17 protein-coding genes are annotated in these 13,987 nt (G+C 62.7%); 5 read left to right on the forward strand and 12 right to left on the reverse strand.

What is annotated here, in order from left to right; all coding sequences use genetic code 11:
* Positions 1-9: 9 nt before the first annotated feature.
* Positions 10-1,530: a HAMP domain-containing sensor histidine kinase gene (locus EN874_RS03190; RefSeq protein WP_127424023.1), complete on the reverse strand. Its 1,521-nt coding sequence runs from the start codon at positions 1,528-1,530 to the stop codon at positions 10-12.
* A 75-nt stretch (positions 1,531-1,605) separates the two neighbouring features.
* Here EN874_RS03190 and EN874_RS03195 point away from each other — a divergent pair, with 75 nt between their 5' ends.
* From EN874_RS03195 to EN874_RS03210, 4 genes are all read left to right on the forward strand, one after another.
* On the forward strand, positions 1,606-2,229 hold the full coding sequence (locus tag EN874_RS03195) for a thermonuclease family protein (protein ID WP_127424024.1): 624 nt from the start codon (positions 1,606-1,608) through the stop codon (positions 2,227-2,229).
* A 220-nt stretch (positions 2,230-2,449) separates the two neighbouring features.
* On the forward strand, positions 2,450-3,061 hold the full coding sequence (locus EN874_RS03200) for a glutathione S-transferase (RefSeq protein ID WP_127424025.1): 612 nt from the start codon (positions 2,450-2,452) through the stop codon (positions 3,059-3,061).
* Between the two features lie 28 nt (positions 3,062-3,089).
* Positions 3,090-3,707 carry a uracil-DNA glycosylase family protein gene (locus tag EN874_RS03205; protein ID WP_245513477.1) on the forward strand — a complete coding sequence of 206 codons (618 nt, stop codon included), beginning with the start codon at positions 3,090-3,092 and terminating at the stop codon, positions 3,705-3,707.
* A gap of 109 nt (positions 3,708-3,816) precedes the next feature.
* Positions 3,817-4,308, forward strand: a complete 492-nt coding sequence (locus tag EN874_RS03210; RefSeq protein ID WP_066992738.1) for an Lrp/AsnC family transcriptional regulator — start codon at positions 3,817-3,819, stop codon at positions 4,306-4,308.
* 45 nt (positions 4,309-4,353) lie between these two features.
* Here the strand turns inward: EN874_RS03210 and EN874_RS03215 are convergent, their stop codons facing one another.
* On the reverse strand, positions 4,354-4,920 hold the full coding sequence (locus EN874_RS03215) for a DUF3299 domain-containing protein (RefSeq protein WP_127424027.1): 567 nt from the start codon (positions 4,918-4,920) through the stop codon (positions 4,354-4,356).
* A 248-nt stretch (positions 4,921-5,168) separates the two neighbouring features.
* Here EN874_RS03215 and EN874_RS03220 point away from each other — a divergent pair, with 248 nt between their 5' ends.
* Positions 5,169-6,518 carry a hypothetical protein gene (locus EN874_RS03220; RefSeq protein ID WP_127424512.1) on the forward strand — a complete coding sequence of 450 codons (1,350 nt, stop codon included), beginning with the start codon at positions 5,169-5,171 and terminating at the stop codon, positions 6,516-6,518.
* Between the two features lie 43 nt (positions 6,519-6,561).
* On the opposite strand, the gene EN874_RS03225 is transcribed toward EN874_RS03220, so the two are convergent.
* The 10 genes from EN874_RS03225 to EN874_RS03270 form a co-directional block, all read right to left on the reverse strand.
* Positions 6,562-7,140: a GNAT family N-acetyltransferase gene (locus EN874_RS03225; RefSeq protein ID WP_127424028.1), complete on the reverse strand. Its 579-nt coding sequence runs from the start codon at positions 7,138-7,140 to the stop codon at positions 6,562-6,564.
* A complete protein-coding gene (locus EN874_RS03230) occupies positions 7,100-7,804 on the reverse strand; it encodes a DNA alkylation repair protein (protein ID WP_127424029.1) in 705 nt (234 codons plus the stop codon). The genes EN874_RS03225 and EN874_RS03230 overlap by 41 nt, the downstream gene beginning before the upstream one ends.
* A 6-nt stretch (positions 7,805-7,810) precedes the next feature.
* On the reverse strand, positions 7,811-8,680 hold the full coding sequence (locus EN874_RS03235) for an NAD(P)-dependent oxidoreductase (RefSeq protein WP_127424030.1): 870 nt from the start codon (positions 8,678-8,680) through the stop codon (positions 7,811-7,813).
* Between the two features lie 199 nt (positions 8,681-8,879).
* Positions 8,880-9,704 carry an ABC transporter permease gene (locus EN874_RS03240; RefSeq protein ID WP_126089218.1) on the reverse strand — a complete coding sequence of 275 codons (825 nt, stop codon included), beginning with the start codon at positions 9,702-9,704 and terminating at the stop codon, positions 8,880-8,882.
* Entirely contained in the window at positions 9,701-10,417 is a 717-nt protein-coding gene (locus EN874_RS03245) for an ABC transporter permease (protein WP_127424031.1), read from the reverse strand. Before EN874_RS03245 ends, EN874_RS03240 begins: the two co-directional genes overlap by 4 nt.
* Positions 10,418-10,495: 78 nt before the next feature.
* Positions 10,496-11,281, reverse strand: coding sequence for an ABC transporter substrate-binding protein (locus EN874_RS03250; protein WP_126089220.1), 786 nt, complete (start codon positions 11,279-11,281; stop codon positions 10,496-10,498).
* Between the two features lie 152 nt (positions 11,282-11,433).
* The gene (mobB, locus tag EN874_RS03255; RefSeq protein WP_126089221.1) at positions 11,434-11,949 is read right to left on the reverse strand and encodes a molybdopterin-guanine dinucleotide biosynthesis protein B; all 516 of its coding nucleotides are present in this window, start codon (positions 11,947-11,949) and stop codon (positions 11,434-11,436) included.
* Positions 11,946-12,578, reverse strand: coding sequence for a molybdenum cofactor guanylyltransferase MobA (mobA, locus tag EN874_RS03260; protein ID WP_127424032.1), 633 nt, complete (start codon positions 12,576-12,578; stop codon positions 11,946-11,948). Before mobA ends, mobB begins: the two co-directional genes overlap by 4 nt.
* A 5-nt stretch (positions 12,579-12,583) precedes the next feature.
* A complete protein-coding gene (locus EN874_RS03265; RefSeq protein WP_127424033.1) occupies positions 12,584-13,504 on the reverse strand; it encodes a DMT family transporter in 921 nt (306 codons plus the stop codon).
* Between the two features lie 114 nt (positions 13,505-13,618).
* Complete coding sequence (locus EN874_RS03270) at positions 13,619-13,978, reverse strand: hypothetical protein (protein WP_126089224.1); 360 nt, start codon at positions 13,976-13,978, stop codon at positions 13,619-13,621.
* Positions 13,979-13,987: the final 9 nt, after the last annotated feature.

The raw sequence follows: 13,987 nt of genomic DNA on the forward strand, positions 1-13,987 counted from the left end.
TGCCCCGAGCTAACGCCGGCGCGCGGCGACGGCCTTGGTCGGCAGTGCGGGCAGTTCCTCCATCACCCGGCTCAGCGGGAAGATGGCGATGGCCTCGGTGCCTTCGCGCAGCTTGGAATGGAGCTCGAACTCGCCGCCATGCATGTCGAGCAGGCCCTGCACGATCGGCAGGCCGAGGCCGGTCCCCTGTTCGGCGCTCTTGATGGCGATCGAGCCCTGGCCGAAGGCGGAAAGCACCACCGGGATTTCTTCCTCCGGAATGCCGGGCCCGTTGTCCTTGACGGAGATGTACTGGCCGCCGCCCGCCGTCCAGCCGACGCGCACGCGCACTTCGCCGCCCGACGGCGTGAACTTAATCGCGTTGGACAACAGGTTGAGCGCGATCTGCCGGATGGCCCGCTCGTCGCCAAACAGGCGCGGCAAGGTGGTCTCGAACTCCTGGCTGATGCGGATGTCCTTGTTGCGGGCTCTCAGCTCCATCATGTGGCAGCAGTCCTCGACGATCGTCACCAACGCCATCGGCTCTTCATTGAGCTGGTATCGGCCGGCCTCGATGCGCGACAGGTCGAGGATCTCGTTGATCAGGTCGAGCAGGTGCTGGCCGGATTCGTGCACATCGTGCGCGTAGTCGCGATAGGTCGGGTTGTTCATCGGCCCGAGCACTTCATTGGCCATCACCTCGGAGAAACCGAGGATGGCGTTGAGGGGCGTGCGGAGCTCATGGCTCATCGAGGCGAGGAAGCGCGACTTCGCCAGATTGGCGTCCTCGGCGCGCCGCCTTGCCTCGTCGGACATCGACTTCGCCGTCTCCACCTCGGCAATCAGCGCGTCCTTCTCGGAGCGGAAGGAGAGGATCATCCACGAAGCCTGGTTGAGATGACGCGCGACGTAGCCGAAGAAGGGCAGGGCGACGACAAGCAGCGCCGCCATGATCGCTTCGATCGGCATCCACAGGCGCAGGACCGCATAAGCATAGACCGCCACGGGTACGGCGAAGGTCGCGAGCAGGGCACCGCCGAGCGACGACGCCATGACCGCGGTCGTCGCCATGGCGACCAGGAGCACCACGGCCTTGACGATATGGAACTGATCCACCTGGCATGTCTCGCAGCCCAGCCATGCGAACCAGGCCCAGCCGAGGCCGCAAAGCGCGTGGCCGATCAGGAAATCGCGGCGCGTTTGCACCGGGTCGAGCTCGGCCGCTTCCGTGCGCTCGACACGCCGCGCCATGAAGGCGACGATGGTGTAGCAAAGCAGCGTGAAGAGAGCCCAGACGGCGACCTGATTGCCCAGGCCAGCGAAGCGGCCGATGGCTGCCACCGAAAGCGCAAGCAGAGGAATCGCCGCCGCGCTGACCACCATGGCGCGCGCATGGAGCTTGAGCAGCTCGCGGTCGAAATCAAGATTGCCGGCCTGCTGCGAGAGGCGGTCACGCGTCCTGCGCACCGCGCGCGCCACATCGCTGTTGCGATGCGGTTTCCTGCGGTCCACAATGAATTTGTCCGCTGTGTCCGAGCGTAGCAAAGGCATGCAAGTTCAATTTCCGCGCGCAGCGATTTTCAGTTCGTTAAGCTACGTTCGAATGATTAAGAGACTGTTTGCCATATGAGCCGTTCCTGGTCGCGAGGACCGCGCCGACGATATGTTGCGCGGCCTCCGCGAAGCCTTTGGCGCAGGTTGCTGGATTACGGGCTGACGGCGGTCCTGCTTGGCCTGTTCATCCTGGTGGCGGCTCGGCTCGACCGTTTCGAGACGCGCAAGGAGCAAGGCACGGCGATCGTCAATGACGGCGATTCGATCACGCTCGGCGCCGAGCGCATCCGCATGCGCGGCATCGACGCTCCGGAATACGTGCAGACATGCCGCAAGGATGGCGCCGACTACCCTTGCGGAAAGCTCGCGCGGCAGTCGCTGGTGCGGCTGATCGCCGGCAGGCCGGTTTCCTGCAGCGGCTGGCAGCGCGACCGCTATGGACGGGTGCTCGGCGACTGCAAGGCGGGCGACACGGACCTCAACCGTGCGCAAGTGCAGGCGGGATGGGCCGTCGCCTTTGGCGACTTCGAAACCGAGGAGGCAGTCGCCAGATCCGCCAAAGCCGGCATCTGGGCTGGCTCCTTCGACGTGCCGCAGGACTGGCGCGACAGCCATCACGATCAACCGGTCGAGCGGAGGCATGGCAGGCTGGCTTGGCTCGGCGATGCGCTGCGCGAGTTCTTTCGCTTCCGATGATGCCGCTTCCGGCGATGCTCCGTTGAATGCATGGCGTCTCTCCAAAACCGCCGCGCAGTTTTGGGCGACATGATTGAAGCGCGCCTTAAAGCGGGTCGCGTGAAAAAAGTTTCACGCGACCTGCTTTAAGCCTTTGATTTCAAGCATGTCTTTGTCCCCGAAACCGGTCCCATTTTCGGGAGACATGCTTTAAGATCGGGATGGAAGATCGGAGAATGGAATGAAGCTGTTCGATGGCGGCCGCGCGCCGAACCCCAGGCGGGTCCGGGTTTTCCTGGCGGAAAAGGGACTGACCGTTCCGCTGGTGCCCGTCGACATGGGCGCGCTGGAGCATCGCGAGGAGCCGGTAGCGACGCGCAATTCGCTGCGGCGGCTGCCGGTGCTGGAGCTCGACGACGGGACCATCATCACCGAATCCATTGCCATTTGCCGCTATTTCGAGGAACTGCATCCCGAGCCCGCCTTGTTCGGGAAGGGAGCGCTCGGCAAGGCCAAGGTCGAGATGTGGCAGAGGCGCATGGAACTCAATCTTCTGAGCTGCGTCGCCGCCGCGTTCCGACACATCCATCCGGCGATGAAGGACTGGGAGGTGCCGCAGATTCCCGAATGGGGCGAGGCCAACAAGCCCAAGGCCATCGAGTTCCTGCGCCTCCTCGACCGCGAACTGGCCGACAGGGAATTCGCCGCCGGCGACACCTATTCGGTCGCCGACATCACCGGGCTGATCGCCATCGATTTCATGAAGCCGGCGCGCATCAAGGTGCCCGAGGAATGCGCGAACGTGCTGCGCTGGCATGCGGCGCTCTCCAGGCGGCCAAGCGCTGCCGCCTGAGGCCTGGCTGTTGGACAACCCGGCGGACATCAGCGAAGCGCTGGAGAGCCTGACGGCGAGAGTGCGGGCCTGCCGCATCTGCGTCGAGCACCCGCGCGGCCGGCCCTTGCCGCATGAGCCGCGCCCGGTGCTGAGGCCCTCATCGAAAGCCCGGATCCTGCTCGCCAGCCAGGCGCCGGGCACCAAGGTCCACATATCGGGCATGCCGTTCACCGATGCTTCCGGGGATCGTCTCAGAAGCTGGCTCGGCGTGAATTCCCAAGAATTCTACGACACGGAAAAATTCGCCATCGTGCCGATGGGCTTCTGCTTTCCGGGCCAGGACGCCAAGGGCGCCGACCTGCCGCCGCGCCGCGAATGCGCGCCGGCCTGGCGCGCTGATCTCATGGCGCTGATGCCCCAGATCGACCTGGTGCTGACGATCGGCGGTTACGCGCAGACCTGGCACATAGGCATGGCGCGCGGGCCTTCGCTGACGGAAACGGTCAAGAACTGGCGCACGATCTGGGATGCGGCGGCCAGCATAAAAGTACTGCCGCTGCCGCATCCGTCGTGGCGAAACACCGGCTGGCTGAAGAAGAATCCGTGGTTTGAAATGGATTTGCTGCCTTTCCTGCGGTCGCAAATCCGCTATCGCATCGGCTAAGCATTCGGCAAGATATCACTCGCTTTTGCCGCCATTGGCAGAATTTCTTTCTTGTGAATGGCCCCGATAAAAGGGATTATAGCGAAACTATTCCCCTGGAGTTCTCCCGATGGACCGCCTTGACCGAAAAATTCTCCGCCTCCTGCAGGAGGACGCGACGCTTGCGGTCGCCGACGTCGCCAAGAAAGTCGGCCTGTCGACCACGCCGTGCTGGCGGCGCATCCAGAAGCTCGAGGAAGAGGGCGTCATCAAGCGGCGCGTGGCCATTCTCGACCACGAGAAGGTCAATGTGCGCGTCACCGTCTTCGTGTCGATCCGCACCAATTCGCACAGCCATGAATGGCTGCGGCGCTTCTCCGAGGTCATCCAGGAGTTTCCGGAAGTGGTCGAGTTCTACCGCATGAGCGGCGACGTCGACTATCTGCTGCGCGTGGTGGTGCCCGACATTGCCGCTTACGACGCTTTCTACAAGCGGCTGATCGCCAAGATCGAGATCCGCGACGTCTCGTCCTCCTTCGCCATGGAGCAGATCAAGTACACGACCGAGATTCCGCTCGACTACATGATCCTCGACAAGGAGTCGGGCGCCAACGCAGCGTGAGCATCTGGCGTTCGTCGCTTCCCGCTATGCGCGAAGCGGCGAGACTTAATTCTTCTTTTTGTTGAGGAAATTCCACGGCGAGTTGACCGGGAGCGTGACAGTGTCGGGCACCGTGTCGACGCTCGCCACCTCGGCCTTGCGCACGGTGTAGCCGGACTGGACGATCAGGACACCGTCGAGGATGAAGAGCTGGCTTTTCTCCATGCCCGGCTTCAGCACGCCGGTCACCGAAACCGGCTCATAGGCCTCAGACATCTTGTAGGGGTGCGCGGGCGTGACCAGTATGATCTGGTTCGGCGGTGGCGTCGGCATGTGGCTGCAGGCGCCCGTCCATGGCACCAGCAGGAACTGGTAGACGAGGTCTTCGTCACGGTCCACCGGCAAGGCATAGCCGGCTAACTGGATCGTCTTGTCTTGAAGGTTAAGCGACAACGTCTCGCCATGGTCGGGCAGCTTAGCCGCGATCATCGGCAGATTGGCGTCCTCCGCGACCGGTTGCGTGGCGGGGCGCAGATCCTTCCAGAAGATATGCGCGGTTTCCGCCGAGGCCTGACTAACGGCAAGGCCAAGCACCGCGGCGATGATGGTGCCTGTTTTGAGAGGGTTTTTCATTGGCTCCATTCTGGCCGCTCCGTGATTGCGAGCGAGTAAAACTGCCGTGATCTCTGAACCATTTTTGGGCCCAATGGAATTGGTGGGTGCCGCAGAAACGCCCCGGCGGAAAGTCCATGGAAGAAACACCGGGAAATCGTTGCCCAGGCCTTGCCCGGTCGTGGAGCGGCGCTGAAAATAGCCCGACAAATGATGGCAGCGAACCCGCGTCGCGCGATGCCCGGCGCGCAAGAAACTGGAGAAAGTTCATGCCGATCAGCCACGATCTCAGCGGGCTGATGAAATTTCTAGCCCGGGACGAATGGCGCGAATGCTTCGAAGAAGTGTTCAACGAACATTTCGGCCCCATCCTCGATGGCGAAGGGGAGTTTGAAGATCTTGCCGAAGTCGTCGGCGATTACTGGACGATGGCCCTTTGGGGCTGCGCTTTCGAGGATTTCCTGACGCAGGATTTCGAGGGCGAACCCAGCAATATGGTCGATGAGTATCTGAAGCGCCGAGGCTGGAAGGAAAGCGCGCAATCAAGGGCGTACATGGCAGCGCTGCGCACCTCAGTCATGAGTTTGTATGAGGTGAGCGACGTCGTTCCAGGAATGTCTTTTATGGCACGCGACCTTGTCCGCGGCGGCGAGCCGGTCGCCGTCAGCGAGGGCACCGCCACCAAGACTTTGAAGCAGTGGGACAGGCTTGCCGCGCGGATCGTTCCCGTCATGGGCAAAAACGTCATGGCCGGCGGTGTCTTGCCCTTTACCCCCCAGGCCACCGAAACATTATTCGATGGGCTGCGGGGCCTGTTCGGCAAAAGAAATGCGAAAAAGCTACCGGCCATCAAGGATGACGAACTGCAGGCTGCAGCATTCATGTTCACGCTCTCATGGTTATTCGATACCCTTGGAAGGGTGGCGGGGCCTCGGCTGCAAAACACCGATGGTGATGAAATCGTATTCCACAACGTCCGCTTTCCGCTTGTAGCAGGCGTGAAACAGGAGGACATCGCGGCCCGATTGGACAATATTCCAGCCTTGTCGCAGGCGGACGTGAAGTTCTGGAACTGGCTGGAAGAGACGACGAAAGGCCGTCACAAATCAAAAGCGGCGACCGCTCCTGCCATGGACACCACGATGGACAACGGTCCGCTCGTGCTTGGCAATGTCGAGTTGAAGGGCCGTTTCCTGCATCTGTCGGCCAATTCCGCAGTCCGGGCGGCGAGAGGGACGGCTTTGATTCAGCAGGCTCTCGGCGATCTTGTCAGGACACCCCTAACAGAAATCCGCACCGTCGAGCAGATGAAAGCGGAACATCCACGTAAAGGTGCCAAAACATCGCCATCGAACATCCTACCGGAAGTTGCCGAACAGAGAATCCACGAGTACTTGGATCGGCATTATCTGGAAACTCTCGATCAGCCGGTCAAAATGTTGGGAAACAAGACACCGCGCCAGGCCGCCAAAACTGCGGCCGGCCGACAAAAGGTCGCCGACTGGCTGAAATACGTGGAAAACCAGACTGCCAAGCAGCCTGATCCGGCCCATCCGATGGCAACCTACAGCTTCGGGTGGATGTGGAAGGAACTCGGGGTTCATGACCTGCGGCGGTAGGACGTTCCGTATATGTGCCCCAGCAGTGTTATGGAGCCAAGCATCAACGTTCCAGCCGCATCACATGCCGGCGCGTGCCGGCTGTGCCAATCTCCCGAAAACCCCGCGCGACGAACATGTCGCGAAAACCCATGAAGCGGTAGCTCGGTGCAGCCTCGTCGACCGGATAGGCCTCGATCACGCGCGCGCCCTTGGCGAAGGCATGCTTGACGGCTGCGTCCAGCAGGGCTGAAGCCAAGCCGCCGCCGCGCAGGGCCCTTGGGATATAGAAGCAGACGATCGACCAGACGCCCATCTCGCTGTCGTTCTGCTGTTTGGAAAGCTTGCGATAGGTCTCGCGCGGCGCGACCGAGCACCAGCCAACGATCTTGCCGTCGATCTCCGCGACGATACCGACCGGCGTGCCTCGATCGATCAGCGTCATCATCATGCGTTTCTTCTCGTCGTTTTGAATGTGCTCGCGGCTGCAGTGGCGCCAGGCCATGCACCAGCAATATTTCGGAGCGCCCGGCTGCTCGAACAGATCTTCGAAGCGGCCGCGCGTTTCCCGCGTCACCTCGATGAAGCGGATACGGCCGGGATCAAGCCTCTCCGGCGGCGAGTCGCTCGAGCTGTTTGGCATCCGTCAGTTCCTTGACAGCGTCCTTGCCGATCCAACGCGCCGTCTTGTCTGACGACGCGGCTAGTTTTTCCGCAAGCGCAAGGGCAGGGGCGTGCAGCGCCATCGACCGCTTGCCGATCTGCCGCAGCGCCCAGTTCACCGCCTTGCGAACGAAGTTGCGCGGGTCGCCGGCATGCTTCTCGACCAGCGGCAGATAGGCACGGAAAGTCGCGTCGGGCTCCTTTTTCAGATGCACCGCGCTCCAGGCCAGCATGGCGAAGGCGGTGCGGCGGACGAACTCACGCTCGTCCTCGGCGAATTCCTCGATCAGTTCACGCCGGAATGGCGTCTCGGCGAACAGGTCGGCAACGGTGTCGACGATTTCCCAGCTGTCGAAATCGGCGGCCCAGCGCCGACATTGGCCGATATCGAGCTTTTTCGGCTCGCCGGTAAAGGCCGCCGTCAGGCGCGCCTCGCGGATGCCGGTGTCCCACAGGAGCAACGACCGCTCGTGGTTCTTTTTAAGCTTGCGCGCCAACGGCCGCAGGTCGGAATTGCCGACGCCGAGCGCGGTCGCGGTGTTGATGCCGAACCGCGCCATCCCGGCGCGGTTTTCCTCGGTGCCGATCGAGCGCAGGTAAGCGACGATGTCATCGACGCTCCAGCTCGGATCGGGCACGGTCATCGCCGTCTATTTTTCCAGACGCGCGAGCAGCGACGACGTGTCCCAGCGCCGGCCGCCCATGTCCTGCACGTCCTTGTAGAACTGGTCGACCAGCGCCGTCACCGGCAGCCTAGCGCCATTGCGGTTGGCCTCGGCGAGGCAGATGCCGAGATCCTTGCGCATCCAGTCGACGGCAAAGCCGAAATCATACTTTCCGGCGTTCATCGTCTTGTGGCGGTTTTCCATCTGCCAGGAACCGGCGGCGCCCTTGGAAATCACCTCGATGACCTTCTCGATGTCGAGCCCGGCCTTCTTGCCGAAATGGATGCCTTCGGCCAGACCCTGGACGAGGCCGGCAATGGCGATCTGGTTGATCATCTTGGTGAGCTGGCCGGCGCCGGCCGGACCCATCAGCCCGACCATGCGGGCAAAGGCGTCGATGACCGGCCTGGCCCGGTCGAAGGCAGCCTGCTCGCCGCCGACCATCACCGTCAGCACGCCGTTCTCGGCGCCGGCCTGACCGCCGGAAACCGGCGCGTCGAGGAAGGAAAAGCCGGCCTTCTCGGCGGCTTCGGCGAGTTCACGCGCGACCTCGGCCGAGGCCGTGGTGTTGTCGATGAAGACCGAGCCCTTCTTCATGGCGGCGAAGGCGCCCCTGGCGCCGATGGTCACCGAGCGCAGGTCGTCGTCATTGCCGACGCAGGAGAAGACGAAATCCTTGCCTTCGGCCGCCTCGGCCGGCGTCGGCGCCAGCTTGCCGCCGTTCTGGGCGACCCATCGCTCGGCCCTTGCCGCGGTGCGGTTGTAGACGGTGACGTCGTGGCCGCCCTTGTTCCTGAGGTGCCCGGCCATCGGATAGCCCATGACGCCAAGACCGAGAAATGCAACCGATGCCATAAGCCTGCCTTCCAACACGAGAGAGTTTTCAGCGGCGGAAGGTCTAGGCCATGTGAAAAATTCGTCAAGGCACGCAGAGCCGCATCGACTGGCGCAGGCCGATGCCCGTGGGTTTCGGTTAGAGAGCCGCTCTGCTTTTATTTTCCACAATTCCGGACGGAAAACCGCTGCGCCCTTTTCCTGGAATTGCTCAAACGCTCTATCGTTTGAGGTGGATGGTGATCCGGCGCTCGATCCATTCGACGCCGTGGCGCAGGATCTCGACCAGCACCAGATAGACGATCGCCACCCAGATATAGGCCTGGATGTCGAAGGACTTTGCGTAGGCGAGCTTCGCATTGCCCATCAGATCATAGACGGTGATGATGGCGACGATTGCCGAAGCCTTGATCATCAGGATGAGTTCGTTGCCGTAAGGCCGCAGCGCCACGATGATCGCCTGCGGCATGATGACCTTGCGCAGCGTCTGCAGCTTGTGCAGGCCGAGCGAGGCCGCACCCTCCCATTGGCCTCGCGGAACGCTTTCGATGGCGCCGCGCAGGATTTCAGCCTGGTAGGCAGCGGTGTTGAGGGAGAAGGCAAACACGCCGCAGTAGAACGCCTCGCGGAAGAACCACCACAGCCCGACCGTCTGCAATTCCGGCCGGAAGGAGCCGACGCCGTAATAGACCAGATAGGTCTGCACAAGCAGCGGTGTGCCGCGGAAGAAATAGACGTAGCAATAGGCGAGCCCGGACAGGATCCTGTTCTTCGACATGCGTCCGTAGGCGACGGGCAGCGACAGGATCGCGCCGGTCACCATTGAAATGGCCACCAGCGACAGGGTGGTTCCAAGTCCTTGCAGATAGGCGGGCGCGTATCTGGCGAAGAACTCGGCATTCCAAGCGTGGACAAGATAGGCCACGATGCCAAGGCCGAAAAGCACCCACAGCCCGACCAGCGCGTAGCCGACGATGCGCGCGCGCGGCCAGCCGCGTGCCTGCGGCGGCGGTTTGTCGATGGCGATAGCCTGGCTGACGCTCATCGCGCTTCCCTCCGCCCGAGCGAGCGCAGGATATAGGCGGTGGCGATCGACGACAGGACGGCCAGCACAAGGAAGACCAGCGCCGCGACGCTGTAGAAGAGGAAGGAATGCTTGGTGACGCGGGCCGCGACGCCGGCATTGCGCAGGGTCTCGGCGAGGTTGACGACCGAGACCAGCGAGGTGTCCTTGAGCAGGCTAAGCCAGCAATTCTCCAAGCCGGGGAAGGCGATACGCAAAAGTTGCGGCAGGATCACCAGGCGCATCGTCTGCCATTTCGAAAAGCCGATGGCGTAGCCGCCCTCATACTGGCCCTTGGGGATGGCGCGGAAGGCCGAAAGAAAGACCTCGCTGGCGTAGGACGAGAAGATCAGCGACAGCACGATCATGCCGGCAATGAAGCTGTTCACGTCGACCGTCGCCTCAGGTTCGAACAGGCGCACGACATATTGCAGCAGCAGCGGCATGCCGAAGAAGAACAGGAACAGCGTCACCAGTTCGGGCAGGCCGCGAAAGACCGTTGTGTAGATGTTAGCCGCGAGCCGCAGCGACGGTTCCTGCGACTGTTTGGCGAAGGCGACAAAAAAACCGATCGTCAGGCCGATCGGGAGCGTCGCGAGCGCCAGCGCAATCGTGACCAGCACGCCGGAGGCGATATCGTCACTCCAGCCATCAGGGCCCCAACTGAGAAGTGTCCAGATGCTTTGGGCCGGCATTGGCGGGGCGTGTCTCCGTGGCGATCCCGGAATGAAGGAAGGGCGGTGAGGTGGTCCTCACCGCCCCGAGCGTTATGATCAGGACTCGGCGCCGTAGACGTCGAACTTGAAGTACTTGTCGTTGATTTCCTTGTACTTTCCGTTTTTGCGGATAGCGTCGATCGCGTTGTTTAGCTTGTTGACCAGGTCGGTCTCGCCCTTGCGCACGGCAATACCGGCGCCCGGTCCGAAGATCTCGACCGGCTGCGGCGAGGGCTGGCCGAGGATCTTGCAGCAGGCGCCGTCGGTCGAATCCAGCCACTGCTGCAGCACGACGATGTCGTCCTCGATGGCGTCGAGGCGGCCATTGGCAAGGTCAGCCTGTTCCTCGGGGCTGCTCGGATAGCCCTTGATCGTGCTGTCGGTATAGGTCTTCGAGGCATAGTTGAAATGCGTCGTCGTGGTGGCGACGCCGATCGACTTGCCGGCGAGGTCTTCCTTGGTCACGCCCTTGAGCGGCGAATCCTTGGGCACGGCGATCGCCGAGGGGGTGTTGTAGTATTTGTGGGTGAAGTCCACCTTTTCCTGCCGCTCGGGCGTGATCGACATCGAGGCGACGATGGCGTCGAACTTGCCGGCCTGGAGCGCTGGAATGATGCCGTCCCAGTCCTGCGCGACGAAGGTGCACTTCACTTTCATCTCGTCGCACAGCGCCTTGGCGATATCGATGTCGAAACCGACGAGTTGGCCGTCCGAGGTCAGGTTGTTGAAGGGCGGGTACGCGCCTTCGGTGCCGATCCTCAGGGTCTTCTCCTGAGCCTGGGCGACGCCAAGTGTCAGCAGCGCGGCCGAAGCGGCGAGCGCGATACGCAGTGCAATACGCATGATAATCCTCTCATATTGTCCATGGCCGCTGTCCCGTGCGGCTCTTGTGGGCGGGGCTTCTTGACCGCCCGCTGCGCGGGATACTCCCACTCTTTCGAAGAAAAAAGCAACTGCAAAACAACAGCAAACGACATCCGCCGTGTGCCGCTGCGTTACTTGGTTGGAGCGTTCAGGCCGGTCGCGCGCTCGACAAAGTCGGCTATCGATTTCGTATCGTCGAGATCGAAAACGGGGAGGGTTTCGCCTTCGACTTTGAAATCCGCGGCGATGGCGACGATGTTTGGGTCGTTGATCGAAAGCGGCGTCCGGTCCTTGGCCTCCAGCCGCCTTGCCTCGATCTTCTTGTGCGCCTCGCGCTTGTAGCCCTCGACGAGCACGATGTCGGAGGGCGCCAGGCGCGACAGGATGTCGTCCAGCGACGGCTCGTCCTCGTTGCGCAGCTCGTGCATCAGCGCCCAGCGCCGGCCGGAGACGATCGCGACCTCCATGGCACCAGCCTGGCGGTGACGGAAGGAGTCCGTGTCAGGCTTGTCGATGTCGAAGTCATGATGGGCATGCTTGACGGTCGAGACCGTCCAGCCGCGCCGGACCAGTTCGGCGACCAGCTTTTCGGTCAGGGTCGTCTTGCCGGAATTCTTCCAACCGGTGATGCCGAATACGCGTCTCATGGCTGCAGGCTTTGCAACAGACGCTCGGCCTCCGCAAGATCGTCCGGCGTGTTGATGTTGAAGAACGGGTCGATCCGCTCGCCGTCCGCCTCGATCATGGGAAACTCAACCTCGACGAAACCGTGCCGCTCGATGAAGGCCGAAACCCGGCGATTGTCCTCGTCGACCAGGAAACGGCGCAGATCGTCGCGCAGGCCGAGCGGCCAGAGCGCGAAGGTCGGGTGCCATCTGCCGTCGGCACTGGCGACCGCGATCGCGCCTGGTCTTTCGTAGGCGGCTGCGGCCAACCGTTCGACGAGATCGCGGGGGAAGAATGGCGTGTCGCCGGCCGCGCTGACAAGCGACCGGCAGGCCGCGTTGTCCGCCGTCCATTCGAGGCCGGCGAGGATTCCGGCCAACGGGCCGGCAAAGCCTGGCACCGTGTCGGCGATCACCGGAATGCCGAGGCCGGCAAACCGTGCGAGGTCGCCATTGGCATTGAGCGCAAGCACGCCGACCCGCGCTTTGAGACGCGCGACGACGTGGTCGATCAGCCTGCCTTTGCCCAGCGGCAACAGGGGCTTGTCGCCGCCGCCCATCCGGCGCGACTGGCCTCCCGCCAGGATGATGCCCGCAACGCTTTGGTACATCGCGCCTATATGCCGTCCGGCGCCATGTCGGGTCCAGCGCTTTCGGCGGCAGGCTGCCGCCGGCCGACGATGCGTTCACGATAGAGCGCATAGAGGCCGGAACCGATGATGATCGAGGCGCCGATGATCATCGGCAGGTCGGGGACGTCGCCGAAGATGATGAGTCCGAGCAGGATCGACCACAGCAGCGCCGTATAGCGGAAGGGCGCGATGAAGGAGATGTCGCCCAAGCGCATCGCCATGATGATGAATTGATAGCCGATGAGGACCAGCACTGCCGCCAGCGCCAGCAGCGCGGTCGCTCGTGCGCTCATCGGCGTCCAGCCGCCCATCGGCGACAAGAGCAGCGCGCCAAACACCGTCATGGCAAGAGCTGTCGCTGTCGATACCAGCATGGTCGGGATCGCGTGCGGAATGCGCTTGGTGGCGAGGTCGCGTACCGCACAGCAGACAACGCTCGCCAGCGCCAGCAGCGAATAGACGCTAAAACCCTCGAAGCCCGGCCGTACGATGATCAGCACGCCGGCAAAACCAAGGGCAATTGCGAGCCAGCGCCGCCAGCCGACGCCTTCGCCGAAGAAAAGTGCGGCGCCCATCGTCACGGCGAGCGGCAACGCCTGCAGAACGGCGGAGACGTTGGCGATCGGAAGATGCGCCAGAGCGACGAGGAAGGAGACCGTGGCGCCGGCTTCGCCGGCGACGCGCGCCGCGACCATGGGCTGCAGCATGGCGCGAGGATCGGCAAGCGCGCCGCGCTGCCAGGCGAGCAGGCCGACGAAGAGCGATGCGAAGGCGCCGCGCACCAGCATGACCTGCGCCATGTTCATCGATTCGGAAGAGAATTTGGTGATCGCGTCGTTCAGCGTGAAGCCGATCATGGCCACCACCATGAAAAGCGCGCCGCGAAGATTGGGCGAGAGAGGCAAGGGCGTTTCCAATTATCCTTGGATCAGCCTCTAGCAGGCGAAGGGGAAACAGCAACGTCAAAGAAATGGGCCACGGCATCCGCCGTGGCCCGGCCTGCCGGAAAACAGTTGGCCTTATTTCTTGGGCGTCAGCGTCTCGGTACCGTTGCCATCCTTGCCTGCGATGGTCCAGAGCCCGTGCAGCGAGCCGTCGTCTTCCACCTTGTAGACGACGAGGCCGATTTCCTTGCCCATCACATAGCCTGCGGAAAAGGCATTGTCGTTGCGCATGCAGATGCCGTCCGAGGACGAGCCGCCCGTTTCCCAATGGATCGTGCAGGTCGTCTCGCTGGTGAGCGTGATGGTTGCCTCGCCGCCGTAAGACGAGCCGTCGAAGTTGGTGCCGGAAACCGTGTAGGTGCCGCCGATCGACTGGGCCGCAGCCGGCATGGAAGCAATCCCAAGCATTGCAAGTGAAGCCAAGAATTTGCGCATGTGCACTTC

This window comes from Mesorhizobium sp. M1D.F.Ca.ET.231.01.1.1 (assembly GCF_003999155.2).
Taxonomy (GTDB): domain Bacteria; phylum Pseudomonadota; class Alphaproteobacteria; order Rhizobiales; family Rhizobiaceae; genus Mesorhizobium.